Origin of the sequence: Streptomyces albus subsp. albus (assembly GCF_000725885.1) — a bacterium.
Taxonomy (GTDB): Bacteria; Actinomycetota; Actinomycetes; order Streptomycetales; family Streptomycetaceae; genus Streptomyces; species Streptomyces albus.
Map to the genome: position 1 here is coordinate 50,980 of NZ_JODR01000016.1, position 16,057 is coordinate 67,036.

At 72.8% G+C, this 16,057-nt stretch carries 15 protein-coding genes; 7 read left to right on the forward strand and 8 right to left on the reverse strand.

Annotated elements, in window-relative coordinates; translation table 11 throughout:
* Window positions 1–166 precede the first annotated feature (166 nt).
* The 5 genes from IO40_RS0118485 to IO40_RS0118505 form a co-directional block, all read right to left on the reverse strand.
* On the reverse strand, window positions 167–640 hold the full coding sequence (locus IO40_RS0118485) for a thioesterase family protein (protein ID WP_030409456.1): 474 nt from the start codon (window positions 638–640) through the stop codon (window positions 167–169).
* Window positions 641–669: 29 nt separating this feature from the next.
* Window positions 670–1,638, reverse strand: coding sequence for a 3-hydroxyacyl-CoA dehydrogenase NAD-binding domain-containing protein (locus IO40_RS0118490; protein WP_030409457.1), 969 nt, complete (start codon window positions 1,636–1,638; stop codon window positions 670–672).
* 50 nt (window positions 1,639–1,688) lie between these two features.
* Window positions 1,689–2,582, reverse strand: a complete 894-nt coding sequence (locus IO40_RS0118495) for a beta-keto acid cleavage family enzyme (protein ID WP_016472825.1) — start codon at window positions 2,580–2,582, stop codon at window positions 1,689–1,691.
* A 138-nt stretch (window positions 2,583–2,720) separates the two neighbouring features.
* Window positions 2,721–3,668, reverse strand: coding sequence for a TetR/AcrR family transcriptional regulator (locus IO40_RS0118500; RefSeq protein WP_030409458.1), 948 nt, complete (start codon window positions 3,666–3,668; stop codon window positions 2,721–2,723).
* Window positions 3,669–4,307: 639 nt separating this feature from the next.
* Window positions 4,308–5,246, reverse strand: a complete 939-nt coding sequence (locus IO40_RS0118505) for a MurR/RpiR family transcriptional regulator (RefSeq protein ID WP_033229187.1) — start codon at window positions 5,244–5,246, stop codon at window positions 4,308–4,310.
* A gap of 110 nt (window positions 5,247–5,356) precedes the next feature.
* Between IO40_RS0118505 and IO40_RS0118510 the strand changes: the two genes are divergently transcribed.
* The 6 genes from IO40_RS0118510 to IO40_RS0118535 are packed head-to-tail and all read left to right on the forward strand — an operon-like array spanning window position 5,357 to window position 12,226.
* The gene (locus IO40_RS0118510; RefSeq protein ID WP_031175764.1) at window positions 5,357–6,607 is read left to right on the forward strand and encodes a C45 family autoproteolytic acyltransferase/hydrolase; all 1,251 of its coding nucleotides are present in this window, start codon (window positions 5,357–5,359) and stop codon (window positions 6,605–6,607) included.
* 51 nt (window positions 6,608–6,658) lie between these two features.
* The gene (locus IO40_RS0118515) at window positions 6,659–8,356 is read left to right on the forward strand and encodes an ABC transporter substrate-binding protein (RefSeq protein ID WP_031175765.1); all 1,698 of its coding nucleotides are present in this window, start codon (window positions 6,659–6,661) and stop codon (window positions 8,354–8,356) included.
* Window positions 8,357–8,363: 7 nt separating this feature from the next.
* Window positions 8,364–9,314 (forward strand): ABC transporter permease, encoded by a 951-nt coding sequence (locus IO40_RS0118520; protein WP_030409462.1) that lies wholly within the window; start codon window positions 8,364–8,366, stop codon window positions 9,312–9,314.
* Window positions 9,311–10,171, forward strand: a complete 861-nt coding sequence (locus tag IO40_RS0118525; protein ID WP_016472819.1) for an ABC transporter permease — start codon at window positions 9,311–9,313, stop codon at window positions 10,169–10,171. The genes IO40_RS0118520 and IO40_RS0118525 overlap by 4 nt, the downstream gene beginning before the upstream one ends.
* A gap of 4 nt (window positions 10,172–10,175) precedes the next feature.
* Window positions 10,176–11,318 carry an ABC transporter ATP-binding protein gene (locus IO40_RS0118530; RefSeq protein WP_016472818.1) on the forward strand — a complete coding sequence of 381 codons (1,143 nt, stop codon included), beginning with the start codon at window positions 10,176–10,178 and terminating at the stop codon, window positions 11,316–11,318.
* Between the two features lie 53 nt (window positions 11,319–11,371).
* The gene (locus tag IO40_RS0118535; protein WP_031175766.1) at window positions 11,372–12,226 is read left to right on the forward strand and encodes an ABC transporter ATP-binding protein; all 855 of its coding nucleotides are present in this window, start codon (window positions 11,372–11,374) and stop codon (window positions 12,224–12,226) included.
* Window positions 12,227–12,235: 9 nt separating this feature from the next.
* Here IO40_RS0118535 and IO40_RS0118540 read toward each other — a convergent pair whose 3' ends face one another.
* Window positions 12,236–13,201 (reverse strand): helix-turn-helix transcriptional regulator, encoded by a 966-nt coding sequence (locus IO40_RS0118540; RefSeq protein WP_031175767.1) that lies wholly within the window; start codon window positions 13,199–13,201, stop codon window positions 12,236–12,238.
* A gap of 93 nt (window positions 13,202–13,294) precedes the next feature.
* Between IO40_RS0118540 and IO40_RS0118545 the strand changes: the two genes are divergently transcribed.
* A complete protein-coding gene (locus IO40_RS0118545; RefSeq protein ID WP_031175768.1) occupies window positions 13,295–13,702 on the forward strand; it encodes a DUF3224 domain-containing protein in 408 nt (135 codons plus the stop codon).
* A 29-nt stretch (window positions 13,703–13,731) separates the two neighbouring features.
* On the opposite strand, the gene IO40_RS0118550 is transcribed toward IO40_RS0118545, so the two are convergent.
* Entirely contained in the window at window positions 13,732–15,051 is a 1,320-nt protein-coding gene (locus tag IO40_RS0118550; protein WP_016472814.1) for an MFS transporter, read from the reverse strand.
* Window positions 15,052–15,170: 119 nt separating this feature from the next.
* Window positions 15,171–15,956 carry a DeoR/GlpR family DNA-binding transcription regulator gene (locus tag IO40_RS0118555; RefSeq protein ID WP_016472813.1) on the reverse strand — a complete coding sequence of 262 codons (786 nt, stop codon included), beginning with the start codon at window positions 15,954–15,956 and terminating at the stop codon, window positions 15,171–15,173.
* Window positions 15,957–16,057: the final 101 nt, after the last annotated feature.

Sequence of the window (16,057 nt, forward strand, 5' to 3'; positions counted from 1 at the left end):
GAGACCGGATCGCTCGCACCCACGCCGCCACGGGACGCCGTGGCGTCCGAGCGGGAATGTGGAGTGCGCGACCATGGAGCACATTGTGGAAGCCACTTTCCGGGACGTCAACATCGCCCCGCATGTCACCCTTCCGGGGTGTGCGGGGCGATGTGCAGGGCCTTGCTCAGGCCGGGGCGGGCACCGGTGCGATGGCGCGCCCCGCCCAGGCGGGCGGCTCCTCGACGAGCCCGGCGAGCCGGTCTCGGACCTCGGGCGGGAACGGTGTGCTGCCCGCCGCACCCACGTGCAGCGCGAACAGTTCGCTGGTGGCGACCGTACGGTCCTCGGCGGACATCTCGTGCGCGAAGCGGAGCTTCTTGCCGTCCACCCCCAGCACACGGGTGCGCACGGTGAGCGGGGTGCCCTCCGCCACCTCGTCCAGGTACCGCACATGCGCCTCGACGGTGTAGAGGGAGCAGCCGGACCGCTCACGGTAGGCGGGGCCCAGGCCGACCGCGTTCATCATCTCGTCCGTCGCGTGCCCGAAGACGAGGACGTAGAACGCCTCGCTCATGTGGCCGTTGTAGTCGATCCACTCCGGGCGGACCGTCTGCTCGAAGAGCGGCAGCGGTCCGGTACCCGGCTCCGGGTCCCGCACCGGCCCCGGCGTCTGTGTCGCCGCGTCCGTCACTCCGCGGCCCCCTTCGGCAGCCGGCCCGTGGCCCGCAGCACGTCGATGACGCCCTGGTCACGTTCGGCGACCAGATCGGCGATGCTGCGGCCGGCCGCCGCCTCCTCGCAGCCCGCCACCATCGCGTCCCGCAGCGCCGTATCCAGCTCCGGCGCCTCCAGCCGTGTCCACGGCGACTTCAGCGACGGCCCGAAGTGGTCGAGCATGTGCCCCATGCCGCCTTCGCCGCCCGCGAGCGCGAACGTCAGGCACGGGCCCATGAACGCCCAGCGCAGCCCCGGGCCCTCGGTGATCGAGTCGTCGATCTCCTTCACGGTGGCCTCGCCGTTGGCGACCATGTGCAGGGCCTCCCGCCACAGCGCCTCCTGGAGCCGGTTGGCGATGAAGCCCGGCAGTTCCCGCTCCATCGTGATCACCGACTTGCCGGCCACCTCGTAGAACCGCGAGGCCCACTCGACGGCCGAACGGTCCGTGCGCTCACCGCCGACCACCTCGACCAGCGGGATCAGATAGGGCGGGTTGAACGGGTGCCCCACCAGCAGCCGGCTCGGGTCGGCCGCCTCGGTCTGCATGTCCGTCATCGGGTAGCCCGACGTGGACGAGGCGATGACGACACCGGCCGGGGTCGCCGCGTCGAGCTGGGCCAGCAGTTCCCGCTTCAGCTCCAGCTTCTCCGGCGCGCTCTCCTGCACGAACTGGGCGTCGGCACAGGCCTCTTCGAGGGTCTCGGCGACGGTGAGCCGGTCGCGGGACGCGCCCGGTGCCAGCCCCAGCTGGGTCAGGGCCGGCCAGGCCGCGTCCACCAGGCGGCGCAGCTTGCCGGCGGCATCGGGGGCCGGGTCCCAGGCGGTGACGTCATAGCCGCGCGCCAGGAAATGGGCGACCCAGCCGCCGCCGATGACGCCCGCGCCGACGCAGGTCACACGGGTCACCCGAGCCGGGTCGGGAGGGGGTGTCGTGCTCATGGAGAACTCCTTGGAACGGGGGCACGAAAGGAACGGGAGGGGGCGCCGCTTCAGGCGCGGGGCTTGAGGCCGAGACGGGCGCGGGCCTCGTCGGGGGAGGCCACCGAGGCGCCGAGGGACTCGACGATCCGCACGGCGCGCTCCACGAGCTGGCCGTTGGTCGCCTTCACACCCCGCGACAGATACAGGTTGTCCTCCAGACCGACCCGCACGTTGCCGCCGAGCAGCATCGACTGCGCCACCCACGGCATCTGCATACGGCCCAGCGCGAAGGACGCCCACTGGGCGCCGGGCGGCAGGAAGTTGACCATCGACTGGAGCACACCCGGGTCGGCCGGGGCACCCCACGGGATGCCCATGCACAGCTGGAAGAGCGTCGGCTGGTCCAGCAGCCCCTCGTCCAGCAACTGCTTGGCGAACCACAGCTGCCCGGTGTCGAAGATCTCCAGTTCGGGCCGCACGCCCAGCTCCTGGATGCGCTTGGCGCCCTTGCGGAGCATCTCCGTGGTGGAGATGTACAGCTGGTCGCCGAAGTTGAGGGAGCCGCAGTCCAGCGTGCAGATGTCCGGCAGCAGATCCTCGACGTGGGGCAGCCGGTCGAGGCCGCCCACCAGGTCGGTACCGTCCAGGGCGCCCTTCTCCAGCGGCTGGTCGGCGTCCAGGACGAGATCGCCGCCCATGCCGGCCGTCAGATTGATGACGACGTCGGTGCCGGTCTCCTTGATCCGCTCGACCACCTCGCGGTAGAGCCGCCGCTCACGCGAGGGCTTGCCGGTCTCGGGGTCGCGCACATGGATGTGGACCACCGCGGCGCCGGCTTCTGCGGCCTCCACGGCGGAGGCGGCGATCTGTTCGGGGGTGACGGGCACGTGCGGGCTGCGCCCGACGGTGTCCCCGGCCCCGGTGAGGGCGCAGGTGATGATCACGTTCTCGTTGACGGGCATGACAGAACCTCCGTGGGGACGGCAGGGATCGGTAGGGATGGAAAGAGATCGGGAAAAGGCGTGAGGGGCCGGGGCGGGGGCGGCAGTTGGCCCGGGACGGGTCGGAAGGCCAGGGGGAGTGCGGTACCGCCGGGCGGGTCAGTCCGCGGTGGGTGCGCCGGCCAGCAGTTCGGTGCGGACGTAGGCGAGCAGCGCGGTGTACATGTCGTCCGGACTGGTGCCGCCCTCCCCGTCGGCGGCGCTGGCCAGCACCTGGGAGGCCAGCCCGTCGATGAGGGCGGTCAGCCGCAGCGCGCAGAACTCCGCGTCCACCTCGCGGAAGACGCCCTGCGCGATGCCCCGCCGGATGACGTCGGCGACGGTGGTGCGCCACTGGCGGTAGTAGTCGACGTGGAGCCGGCCGATGGCGGTGGACCGCGCCGCCTCGGCCCACATGTCGAGCCACACCAGCCACTGGCGCCGCTGCTGCTCGGTGCGCGGTGTCTGGAGGGCGAGCAGCTCGCGCAGTTCGGCCGCGGCGTCCTTCGCCCCCGCCTCGGCGATCCGGTCCGCACGGCTGGCCGTGTCCTCGTCCATGCACCACCGCACGGCCGCCTCCAGCAGCTCGGCGCGGCCGGGGAAGTGGTAGTGGATGGCGGCGGTGCTGGTGTCGCAGGCGGCGGCGATGTCGGCGACCCGGACGGCGTGGAAACCGTGCTCCGCGATCAGCCGCACCGTCTCCCGCACGATCTGCAACGGGCGCCCCGCCGACGGCAGCGCGGGCTCCCGGGGCGCGGCGGCGGGGGAGGGGGCCGCGGCCTCGCCGGCGCCGCCCGGCGTACGGGCGCCGGCGCCGGCGGCCCGCGCGGCGGGGCGCGAGCCGAGCAGCCAGCCGGCGTCCACCTCGCCCGCGTCCGCGATACGGGCCAGCTCGGCCACGGTGAAGCGGCGGGTGCCGCTGAGCGAGCGCGACAGTTTGGAGGGGTCCATCACGATCCGCCGGGCGAACTCCCGCTGGGTGCACCCGGAAGCCTCGACGACCTTGCGGACCCGCTCGGCGACCTCGCCCGCGCTGTCCTCGACCCTCTCGCCCGCTGTCTGACGCATGACGGCCACCGTACGAGCGCGTTGAGATAACCGCAATGCTGCTGACTCAATCCGCCCGGTATGCGGGCGTATGTCAGCGCTCTTTCGTGCTGTTGCGGTAACTGACTTATCCGTTAGTCAGTACCGCAACGGGGTTGCGGCCGGGGTGCGGCCAGGGCACGGCTAGGGCTGGTACGGGGGCGCGTGCCCCCCGGTCCTGGGTCCGGTACGGGGGCATGGGCCCCCGGCCCTGGGCCGGGTGCGGGGGCATGGGCCCCCGGCCCTGGGTCGGGTGCGGGCTCGGCCCTGGCCCTGGGTGCGGTGGGGGTGTGCGGCCCCCGGCCCCGGGTCCGCTTGGGGTGCGCGGCCCCCGCCCTGGCCCCGGTGCGGGCTTCGTGGCCCCGGCCTGTCTGGATCCGGTGCGGGCTTCGCGGCCCTGGCCCTGGGCCCGGCGGATAATCTGCGGCCCCGGTCCCGGGTTCGGTGCTGGGTCCGGTGCTGGGTCCGGTGCTGGGGGCGCGTCCCCGCCCTGGGGCCGGTGGGGGCCCCGGCCCCGGCCCTGGGTCTGGTGGAGGTGCGCGGCCCCCGCCCTGGACCCGGTGCGGGGCTTCGCGGCCCCGGCCCCGGTCCCATGCGGGCTCACCGGCCCCGGCCCGGCGCTCAGCTCTTGCGCGCCTTTCCTCCGCGTGGCGGCGCCGCTGGCCCGCGTGAGGAGAGGAGCTGTTCGCGCAGGGCGGTGAGCTGGTGCGAGGACTCCACGGCGCGGCGCTCGTCCAAGGTGGTGAGCGCCAGCAGCAGCGCGTCGGCGACCACCAGCCCGGTCAGTGCCTCGGCCGTGATGCCGGTGGGGGTGTGGGGAGCGGTGAGCACCGCCTCGACGCGGTCGGCGAAGGTGTCCCCCAGTTCGTCGGTGACGAAGACGACCTTCGCGCCCACGGCCCGGGCGCGCTCCACCAGCACCGTGAACTCCGCCAGCGGGCGGCCCGGCTGGAAGACCACCACGGCGTCGCCCCGCCCGATGGCCAGCAGCTCGTCCGCGAAGGCGAAGCCCGTCGCCCCCAGACAGCGGGAGCGCCTGCCGATCCGGCGCAGCGCCAGGGCCAGATGCCGCGCCGCCGTCTCGGAGGCGGCCACACCGTAGGTGAACACCTCCTCGGCCGGCGCCAGTGCGGCGACCGCCCGCCCGAACGCCTCCTGGTCGCCCAGCCGGCGGCAGTGCTCCACCCGCTCCCGCGCCTCGTCGAAGACGTCCTCCCAGATGTTCTCCAGGTTCTTGCCCACGTGGGCGATCCGCTGCTGGAGGCGCACCTCGGGCGCCACCGTGTTGGTGAAGTCCGCCGCCAGCTCCCGCTTGAGGGCGGGCAGGCCGGTGTAGCCGAGGCGTTGCAGGGCGCGGACCACCGTGGCGTTGCTGGTGCCCGTGGCCGAGCCCAGCTCCTGGGTGCTGGCGAACAGCAGCCCCTCGGCCTGGGTGCTCGCCAGGTACTGCGCGACCGCGCGCTCGGAGGCGGACAGTTCGTCCCAGTTGTTCCGTACGTTCGCGCGCAGCCGGCCGACGCCCGTGGCGTCGTCCGCCACCCCATCCTGTGAATCAGTCATTACACCCATTGACTTCTGTGTGACGCGCATTACGATCCTGGGCAATGCGTTCCAAGAGTTCCGTTCGCTGAAACACACGTTACAGCACCTGGGGCGCCGCGAGGAGTGACATGGCCACCAGCACCACGCAGTCGCAGGACCGGGCGGAGCTTCCGGTGATCGAGATCTCCGGGACATCCCGGGAGCGGGGCCGGCAGTACGGCGAGGCCGCGCGGGACCGCCTGCACGCCGCCATGGCCTACTACGAGGCGGCGTTCGGCGCCTCCTCCGGGCTGACCTGGTCACAGGTGACCACCCGCGCCGCCCGCTGGCTGGAGCCGGTGCGCGGCTTCGCGCCCGGCCTGGCGGAGGAGATGCGGGGCATCGCCGAGGGCGCCGGCGTGGACCTGCTCGACGTGCTCGCGCTCAACGCCCGCGGCGAGGTGCTGTACGACAAGTCCTTCTCGTCGATGGCGGCGTCCAACCCGTCCACTTCGGCCCCGCCGTCCGCGCCCGCCCCCGCGCCGGCCGGTCCGGGCGCCGAGGAGGAGGCACCCGACGGCTGCACCTCCTTCGCGCTGTACGGCGAGGCCAGCGGCGACGGCCACGTCTACGCGGGGCAGAACTGGGACTGGCGGGCCGGAGTGGCCGGCACCCTGCTGCTCCTGCGTATCGTCCAGCCCCCCAAGCCCACGCTGATCATGCAGGTCGAGGCCGGACAGATCGGCCGGCAGGGCGCCAACAGCGCAGGCCTCGCGCTGAACGCCAACGGTCTGGGCGGGCGGTTCGACGACGCCGTCGGCCTGCCCCAGACCGTCGTGCGCCGCACGGTGCTCGACCAGCCGTCCGTCACCGACGCCCTCGACGTGCTGTGCCGCACCCGCGCGCACATCGCCAGCAACGCCCTGCTGACGTGCCGCGAGGGCTTCGCCATCGACCTGGAGACCACCCCCGCCGGGCACGGCTGGCTCTATCCCACCGACGGCCTCCTCGTGCACGGCAACCACTACCAGGCGGGCGTGCCCGCCCCGCTGGCCGCCGCCGGGTACCGGCCGCTGTCACCCGACTCCCTCGTCCGGGTGCCGCGTGCCGAACAGGGGCTCAAGGCACTGCGCGGCTCCACCGGTCCGGCCGAGTCCCGCAAGCTGATCCGCGCCGCCATGTCCGACCACCTCGGCCACCCCGAGGGCCTGTGCACCCACCCCGATCCGCGCAAGCCCGAGCTGACCCACTGGACGACGCTCATCTCCTCCCTGGCCGACCTGACCACCGGCGACTACTACGCCACGCCCGGCACCCCCTGCGACCACGAGTACCAGCACGCCCCCTGGAACCTCTACGACGGCCCGCACGGCGACGAGCGGCCCCGCCCCCAGCCCTGACCGGCCCCGCCCCCACCGCCTGATCCCTGTATCCACGCAAGGAGCACCGCCATGCATCCCAGGCTCATCCGTGCGAGACCCTCACCCCGCCCCCGCACCCGGCGTGCCCTGCTCGCGGGGACGGCCGGCGCGCTCGCGCTGGCGCTCGCCGGGTGCGCCGGGGCCCCCGTCAACCAGGCCGTGGGAACGGGCCGTTCCGCGGGTGACCTGCCGCTGAAACCCACCACCGCACCCGCCGGGCGGCCGGTGGCGAAGGCCGACTGGCTGCTGGAGGACGAACCCGCCTCCCTCGACCTGGACACCCAGGGCTCAAGTGCCGGCCGGGTGGTGCTCACCAACGTCTGCGAACGGCTCTACCAACTGCGCCCCGACATGTCCGTGCGGCCCTGGCTGGTCACCAAGGAGACCCGGCCCGACGACCGGACGCTGGTGCTGCGGCTGCGCAAGGGCGTCACCTTCCACGACGGCTCCCCGATGACCGCCGACGACGTGCTGTGGAGCCTCAAGCGGCACGCCGACCCGGACATGGAACAGGGTGACGAGTTCGAGAACGTCGCCAAGATGGCCACCACCGGCCCCCACGAGATCACCGTCTCCTTCAAACAGCCGGACGCCCTGTTCACCAAGGCGCTGGCCGGCGACGCGGGCCTGGTCTACCACCGGGAACAGGTCGTCGAGGCGGGCAAGGACTTCGGCACCCCCGGTCACCCGGACGCCTGCTCGGGCCCCTACCGGCTGGCCCGCTGGAAGTCCGGCGATTCGCTCACCCTGGAGCGCTACGACGGCTATTGGGGCCGCAAACCGCTCACCCGCCGTGTCCAGTTCCGCTGGGCCTCCGACAGCGCCCTGGTCAACGCCCTGACCACGGGAGCCGCCGACGGCGTCTACGCCGAGACGCCCAACACCGCCGCGGCCCTCTACGGAAAGAAGGGCCTGACCCAGCACTACGGGCCCAGCACCTCCGTGCTCACCCTCATCCCCACCGAACGCGGCGGCCTCGCCGACCCCAAGGTGCGCCGGGCCCTCTCCCTGTCCCTGGACCGCAAGGGCATCGCCCGCTCCGGCTACGGCGGCATGGTCGAGCCCTGGGCGGCCAACGTCGGCTCGGGCGCGTGGGGGTACGGCAGAAAGACCTTCGCCGCCGCACAGCGGAAGCTCGACGCGCTGGCCCCGGCCTCCCCCGACGCCGACGACCTCGCCCGCGCCCGGCGCCTGGTCAAGGAGGCCGCCGGGAAACCGGACGGGCCGGTGGTGATCGGCACCGACGCCAGCCAGGGCCGCACCGTCGTGGCCAACGCCGTCCGCGCCGCACTCCAGCGCATCGGCATCACCGGACGGATCAAGACGGTGCCCACCTCCCAGTTCGAGGAGTTCTACAGCTCGAAGGAGGCCCGCGCCGACATCGACGTGCTCGTGGGGGACTGGTACATCTCCAAGAGCGACCCCCTCGGCTTCTACGACAACGGACTGTCCACCAGCTCCAACAACTGGGTCGGCTTCCGCGACAAGAGCTACGACCGCGCCGTGCACAAGGCGCTGCGCACCCTCGACGACGCCGAGCGCGCCCGGCTGACGGCCGGCGCGCAGCGGGAGTTCGCCGACGCCGCCGTGTGGATACCCGTCGCGCAGGTGCCGTCCGTACTGGTGCTGCGCAAGGGCCTGACGGGGCCGCCCGCCTCCATGGCCTACCTCTACTACCCGTGGGCGGCCGATCTGGGCGCCACCGGTGCCCGCGGCGGAAAGGACTGAGGCGCGCATGCTCAGAAGACTCCTGCGGCAGGTGACCGGTCTGGCCGCCACCCTGTTCGCCGCGTCCTTCGTCATCTTCGCCGCCGTCTACGCGGCCCCCGGAGACCCGGCCGCCTTCCTCGCGGGCGGACGCGACAAGCTGACGCCCGAGAAGCTGGCCGCCGTCCGGGAGCAGTACCACCTGGACGAACCGCTGGTGGTGCAGTACGGCCGCTGGCTGTGGGACTGCCTCCACGGCGACCTGGGCCGCTCGTTCAAGTACACCGACCAGGTGGCCGATCTGCTCCTGTCCCGGCTGCCCACCACCCTCGGCCTGGTCGCGTACGCGACGGTGCTGTTCGTGGTGCTGGGTGTGGGCGCGGGCATCCTCGCCGCCGTCCGCGGCGGCTGGGCCGACCGCACTGTCGTCGGCGTCACCACCCTGGCGGCCTCCGTGCCCCACTTCGTCGCCGCGATCGGCCTGGTCTCCCTCTTCGGGGTGCGGCTCGGCTGGTTCCCCGTCACCGGCGACGGCAACGGCTTCGGCGGCACGGTGCACCATCTGACGCTGCCCGCACTGTCCATGGCACTGGGCGCGCTGGCCGTCATCAGCCGCGTCACCCGCCAGTCCATGCTCGACGCGGCAGCCGCCGATCACGTGGAGACGGCCCGCGCCTCCGGGGTACCCGAACGCGAGGTGATCCGCCGCCACGTCCTGCGCAACGCGCTCGGGCCGATCGTGACGATGTGCGGACTGGTCACCGCGGGCATGCTGGCCGGCACCGTCGTCGTCGAGACCGCCTTCGGGCTGAGCGGCATCGGCTCGCTGCTCGTCAACGCCATCAACACCCATGACTTCCCGGTCGCACAGGCGGTGCTGCTGCTGATGGTCGCCGGATACATCGTGGTCACCAACCTGGTGGACGTCGTGCACCCGCTGCTCGACCCCCGGGTGCGCGCGGTGAGGAGCGCGGCATGACGGTACTGACCGCCGGGCGGACCCGGCCCCTCAAACCGCTGCGGCTGCCCGCCGAGCGCCCCCTCGGGGTGCTGGTCGCCGGCGGGTTCCTCGTCCTGGTGGTGCTCGCGGCGGCACTGGCCCCACTGCTGGCCCCCTACGAACCGGACGCCATCGACCTCGCCGCCTCCCTCGTGGGCACCGGCCGCGAGCATCTGCTGGGCACCGACGCCTCCGGGCAGGACCTGCTGTCCCGGGCGCTGTACGGGGCCCGCACCAGCCTTGTCGCGCCGCTGTTGCTGCTCGCGCTGGCCGCGCTGCTCGGCGTCACCCTCGGCACCCTCGCGGCGTGGCGGGGCGGCTGGGTGGACACCCTCGTCTCCCGCGTCACCGACGTCATGTACGCCTTCCCCGGGCTGCTGTTCGTGGTGCTGATCATCGCCGTGTTCGGGGCCGGGATGACGACCTCGGTGCTGGCGCTCGCGCTGGCCTACACCCCCACCATCGCCAAGTACACGCGCAGCGTCGCCCTCGCGGAGCGCGCGAAGCCCTACATCGACGCCTACCGGGTACAGGGCATGGGCGGAGCGCGGATATGCGCCCGCCATCTGGTGCCCAACCTGGGCCGCTCCGTGGTCGGCTACCTCGTCGTGCTCTTCGGCGAGGCCCTGATGAGCCTGGCCACCCTCAGCTATCTGGGGTTCGGCGCCCAGCCGCCCAGCTCCGACTGGGGACTGATGGTGCAGGAGGGGCAGGCGGCGGTCGTGCAGGGCGCGATGCTGCCGGCCCTCGTGCCGGGCACGGCCATCGCCGCCGTCGTGGTGGCGTTCAACATCGTCGGCGTCTGGGCCGCCGACCGACTGGGCAGCAGGAGGTGACGGGATGACAGAGACGATCGGGACGACGGCCTCCCCGGCGGGCGGGTACACGGAACGTCCCCTGCTGGAGATCGACGGCCTCACCCTGGAGGTGCCCGGCGCGGCACGCCCGCTGCTGGCGGACGTCACGCTGAGCGTCGGTCCGGGCGAGGTGGTGGGGCTCGTGGGCGAGTCGGGCTCGGGCAAGTCCACCACTGCCAAGGCCGCCCTCGGCCTGCTGCCCGACGAAGCGCGGGCCACCGGCAGTGTGCGGGTGGACGGCACGGAGGTGCTGGAGCTGCGGGGCGAGGAACTGCGCCACCACCGGGCCAGGACCGTCGCGATGATCCACCAGGACCCCCGCGCCGCGCTCAACCCGGTGCGCCGCGTGGGGGACTTCCTCACCGAACGGCTCGCCCTGGCCGGGCTCACCGACCGCGGTGCCGCACGGGAGCGCGCCGTGGAACTCCTCGCGGCCGTGGGCCTGTCCGCCCCCGAACGCCGGGTACGGCAGCGCCCCCACGAACTGTCGGGCGGCATGCTCCAGCGCGTCGTCATCGCCGGTGCGCTGGCCCTGGATCCCCGGCTGCTGCTCGCGGACGAGGCGACCAGCGCCCTGGACGTCACCACCCAGGCCGAGATCCTCGACCTGCTGCGGCGGCTGCGCGCGGAGGGAGACACGGGGCTGCTGTTCATCACCCACGATCTCCACCTGGCCGCCGCCTACTGCGACCGGGTGCTGGTGATGTACGCGGGCCGCATCGTCGAACACCGCTCGGCCGAGCGGCTGTTCGCCGACCCCCGCCACCCCTACACCCGGGGCCTGCTGGAGTGCTCCCCCTCGCTGGAGGGCACATCGGCGGGCATCCGCCCCATCCCGGGGCGGCCCCCGTCGCTGGCGGACGCGCTGCGCGGCTGCCCGTTCGCGCCGCGCTGCGCCGCGGCCGAGCCGGCGTGCGAGGAGTGGACACCCCGGCCGGTGCCGCTGGAGGCCGAACCCGGAGCCCAGGCAAGCTGCCGCCGCCTCCCCGAGGCCCGCACGACGGAGACCGGCCTTCGGGAGGGCGGCACGGTCAAGACCCGCATCCCGGAGGACGGCCTGGCAGAGGCCCGCCTCCTGGAGTCCGGGGCCACCGAGTCCGTTCCCCCGCGAAGGAGCCACCGTTGACCAGCGGCGACAGCAGACAGGCCGGGCCGCGCGAGACGGCCGGGCACGCACCCGTGTCCGACGGGCACGCCACCGGAGCACAGCGGAAGGACCCGCCGCCGGCGCTCGTGGTCGAGGGGCTGCGCAAGAGCTACCCGCTGCCCGGCGGCGGCCGGCTGACGGCCGTGGACGGCATCGGTTTCCGCGTGCCGCGCGGCGGCTCGGTCGGCGTCGTGGGGGAGTCCGGCTCCGGCAAGACGACGGTGGCCCGCATCCTGGTGGGGCTGGTGCGCCCCGACGCCGGCCGGGTGCTGGTCGCGGGCCGGGAGCGCGAGGCGCGGCCCCCGCGCGGCAGGGCGCGGCGGCTGGCGCGGGCCCGGGAGATCCAGATGGTCTTCCAGGACCCGTACGTCTCCCTGGACCCGCGGCTGACGGGGCGCCAGTGCCTGACGACGGCGCTGCGGCTGCACGGCACTCCGGCGGCCGAAGCCGACGCCAGGGCGGCTCACCTGCTGGAGCGGGTCGGTCTCGGCGCCCGCGAGGCCGGGGCGAGACCGCAGGGCCTGTCCGGCGGCCAGCGGCAACGGCTGGCCATCGCCAGGGCGCTGGCCGTCGATCCGGCGGTGCTGGTGCTGGACGAGGCGGTCGCGGCCCTCGATGTGTCCGTCCAGGCGCAGATCCTCCAGCTCCTGGACGAGATTCGGCGGGAGACGGGGGTGGCCCTGGTGTTCGTCAGCCACGATCTGGCCGTCGTTCGGCACGTCACGGACGAGACGCTGGTGATGCGCCGGGGCGTCGCCGTCGAGCAGGGCCCCACCGCGCGGGTCCTGGCCGCACCCCGCGAGCCGTACACCCGGGCGCTGCTGGCGGCCGTGCCCCGCCCGGGCTGGGACCCGGCCGAGGCGGTGCGGGCCGGGACGGCCGGCTGAGGAGGCGGGTCAGCCGGGGTAGCGGGCGGCGAGCGCGCCGACGGCTTCCGTCATCGCGGCACGCAGCGAGGGCGGGCCCAGCACCACGGCCTCGGCGCCGAGGCTCAGCAGGTCGCCGACGGCAACCGGCTGGGCCTCGACGTCGAGGCGGACCTCCACCCAGCCGTCCGCGTCCGGTGGCCCGGCACTCTCCAGGGCGCGGATGCCCGGGGCGCCGAACTTGGCGGGGAGCAGCCGTCTGCCCTGCGGGGAGAGGCGGAGGTGTGCGACGTCCTGGCGGAGCTGCGATTCGAGCCGGCGGGCGGAGGCGGCCCAGTAGGCGGGCAGGTCGAAGCCGGTGGGGCGGGTGAAGGTCTCCTCCCCGTCGGTCACTTCCAGGAAGCGGGAGATGCGGTAGGTGCGGATGGTCTCCTCGCTCTGGGCGACCGCGTACCAGATGCCGCTTTTGAGGACGATGCCCAGGGGCCGCAGTTCGCGCCGGACGGTGCCCTGCCACCGCTGGTAGCGCACCAGCAGGGTGCGTTGCTCCCATACGGCGTCGGCGATGCGCGGCAGGTGCGGTACGTCGTCGGCCTCCCGGAACCAGCCGGTGGCGTCCAGGTGGAAGCGTTCCTGGACGCGGCGGGTGCGTTCGGCGAGGGCGGGCGGCAGGGCGGCGCGGACCTTGAGCTGGGCGGTGGTCAGGACGGCGCCGATGCCCAGGTCCTGGGCGGGGCCGGGGAGTCCGGACAGGAAGAGGGAGTCGGCTTCCGAGCCGGTGAGTCCGGTCAGCCGGGTGCGGTATCCGGCCATGAGCCGGTAGCCGCCGGCGGGGCCACGGTCGGCGTACACGGGGACGCCGGAGGCGCCGAGGGCGTCGATGTCGCGGTAGACGGTGCGGACGGAGACGCCCAGTTCGGCGGCGAGTTGCGGGGCGGTCATCCGGCCGCGGTTCTGGAGCAGCAGGAGGAGGGAGAGGAGCCGGTCGGCGCGCATGACGCAATTGTCGGCGGTACCTGACAGGAGGTGTCAGGTACCGCCGGGATGCTCGTGCCCGGTTCGATCACCGCACACCGAAAGGGCGTTTCCATGACCGCGCGTACCACCACCGCCACGTTCACCGGCGTCTCCTGGGAGGAGAAGGAGGTCTCCGGGTCCGTGCCCGGGCCCCGCCTGGCGCGGGCGTCCGTCGTGAACGACTACGCCGGGGGCATCGAGGCGAAGGGGACTTCCTGCGAGTACACGCTCACCTACGTGAACGGGACGGTCGGGGTGTTCTCCGGCATGGAGCGGCTGACGGGTGCCGTGGACGGGCGCGAGGGCTCCTTCGTCGTCCGGCAGAGCGGCACCTTCGACGAGGAGGGCGTCGTCCGCTGCACCGTCGAGGTGGTGCCGGGCTCGGGCACCGGTGCCCTGGCCAGGCTGGCGGGTTCGGGGGAGTACGAGGCCCGCCCGGGGCAGCGGGAGGTGCCGGTGTCCTTCGCCTACCGGCTGTGACCCGCCGCCCCGGTGCCCGGCCGCGGCGGCTAGGCGGGGGTGGGTGCCGTGCTGGTGTCCGTCGCGGTGGGGGCGGCCTTCCCGGAGGAGCCCTGCTCCTCCGGCATCTTGAGGAAGAAGGTCAGCACCATCGCCACCAGGTACAGCGCCAGGAAGACGATGGTGACGCCGCCGGCGCCGACGAGGGGCAGGAAGAGGGAGGCGATGGCGGGGCCGACGAAGGTGGCCCCGCCCGCTCCCAGGTTGAGCAGCGCCATGGCGCCGCCCTTGTTCTCGGGCGCCATGTTCGGGATCAGCGCGGAGATCGGCACGAAGCCCGCCAGGGTGGCGCCGTAGAGCATGCCGGCCAGGACGGCGACCCAGTAGTAGTCGGGGCCCAGCCAGGTCGGCACGAAGTAGAGCACCGTGACGCTGATCGCGCAGCCGAGGGCGCCGAAGGTGGCGATGGTCGTCCGCCAGCCGATCTTGTCGGAGACGGCACCGAAGATCAGGTTGAAGAAGATGTTGGTGCCGTAGATGATCGCCAGGAGCTGGAGCCACTTGTCGGTGCCGAAGCCGACGTCGTCGGAGAAGATCCGCGGCAGGTAGACGAGCATGCCGAACTCGGGCGCCGTGTTGATGACGCGCACCAGGCAGCCGACCAGGACGCGCGGGTGGGTCCAGACGATGGAGATGCTGTTGTAGAGGGACTCCCCGGTGGTCACCCCGGGCTCGGCCAGCCGGTCGCCGCCCTCCCGCTTCCTGGCGCCGACCAGGGCGACGGCGCCGCCGATCAGGATGAGGCCGAGGGCGGTCCACAGGGTGCCCATCTCACCGATCTGCGGGATGGTGAAGCTGGACCACAGGGAGCCGAGGGTGGGCAGGCCGCCGGTGAAGGCGAAGTAGAACCAGCCGACGGCGGTGCCCAGCCGGGCCTTGGGGGCGCTGCCGGTGATCCAGACGAGGAACCCGAAGGCGAAGAGCGGGTAGCCGAAGCCTCGGATGCCGTAGAAGACGAGCATCAGCGGGTAGTTCTCGGTGCCGAGCGCGAAGAGCAGGTAGAGCGCGTCGAAGACGGCCCAGATGGCCAGGCCCGTCCACATCACGCGGCGTGGCCCCCACACCTGGGAGAGGGCGCCGGAGAACCAGGACGCCAGCATCACGGCGACGCCGTAGACGGTGATGACGTAGCCGGCCTTCACATCGGTGCCCGCGCCGTGGTCGGCCATGTACGGCGAGATGAAGCCGCTCTCGACTCCGTCGCCGATCATGAACAGCAGTACGCCGATGTAACCGAGGACCAGGGGTTTCGGCAGCCCTATCCGATCGAGCAGCCCTCTGTCGGGCACACGCGTCGCTGCATCCGTCATCAGGGGGCCTCCGCTCTGAGGTAACCGTTGGTGCACCGCAGATCCTCAGCCCGGCTGCGAGAAATATCAAGAGCCGTGTTAAAAAAGACAGCGATTTTTGTTAGAGCGTCACAGCGCGACTACGCGGTGACCACCCGCACGTCGGTCTGCTTGCGCAGCCCCTCGACCAGTTCGTCGTCCACCGGGCCGGTCAGCACCACGTGGTCGAAGGCGCCCACCGGGTCGAGCCGGTGCAGCGCGCTGCGGCCGACCTTGCTGTGGTCCATCAGCAGCACGCTGAGCGAGCCGGCCTCGCGCATCGCCCGCTTGAGGGCGACGATCTCCTGCTCCTGGTGGTAGGTCATGGTGCCGGTCATGGCCGAGGTGGAGACCAGGGTGAGATCCACCGAGAAGCTCTTGATCATCTCCAGCGCGGACAGCCCGATCCACGAGTCGTGGGTGCGCGAGTACTCGCCGCCGATCCCGATGAGCCGTACGTCCTCCACGGCCCGCAGCTCCTCGGTGATCAGCCGGTAGTTGGTGACGACGGTGAGCGGGCCGACCTGCGGCAGCAGCTTGGCCAGCGCCAGGGCCGTGGTCGAGTCGTCCAGCATCAGCGACATCCCCGGCGTCACGAAGTCGAGCGCGGCCCTGGCCAGCGCGTCCTTCTCGTCGGTGTGCGCGTGCAGCCGGAAGTCCGAGGAGGACTCGAAGACGGTGGAAGGCTGGGCGGTCACGCCGCCGTGGTACTTGCGCAGGATGCCGCGGTCGGCCAGTTCGGCGATGTCCCGGTGGACGGTCATCACGCTGACCCCGGTCAGTTCGGTCAGCTCTGCCACCGACGCGTCACCCTTGGCCAGCACGTGGTCGACGATCTGCTGTTGACGTTTCTGGCGCGAGGCGCGTGCTGTTTGCTGGGCGGTCATACGGACCATCCTGCACCCAGTGACCGGTGGAAGGGGCCCCGGACCGCCCCGGGTCTCACAGAACGGCTGAGACGCGTATCAGGTCACAAGTGACAGATAAC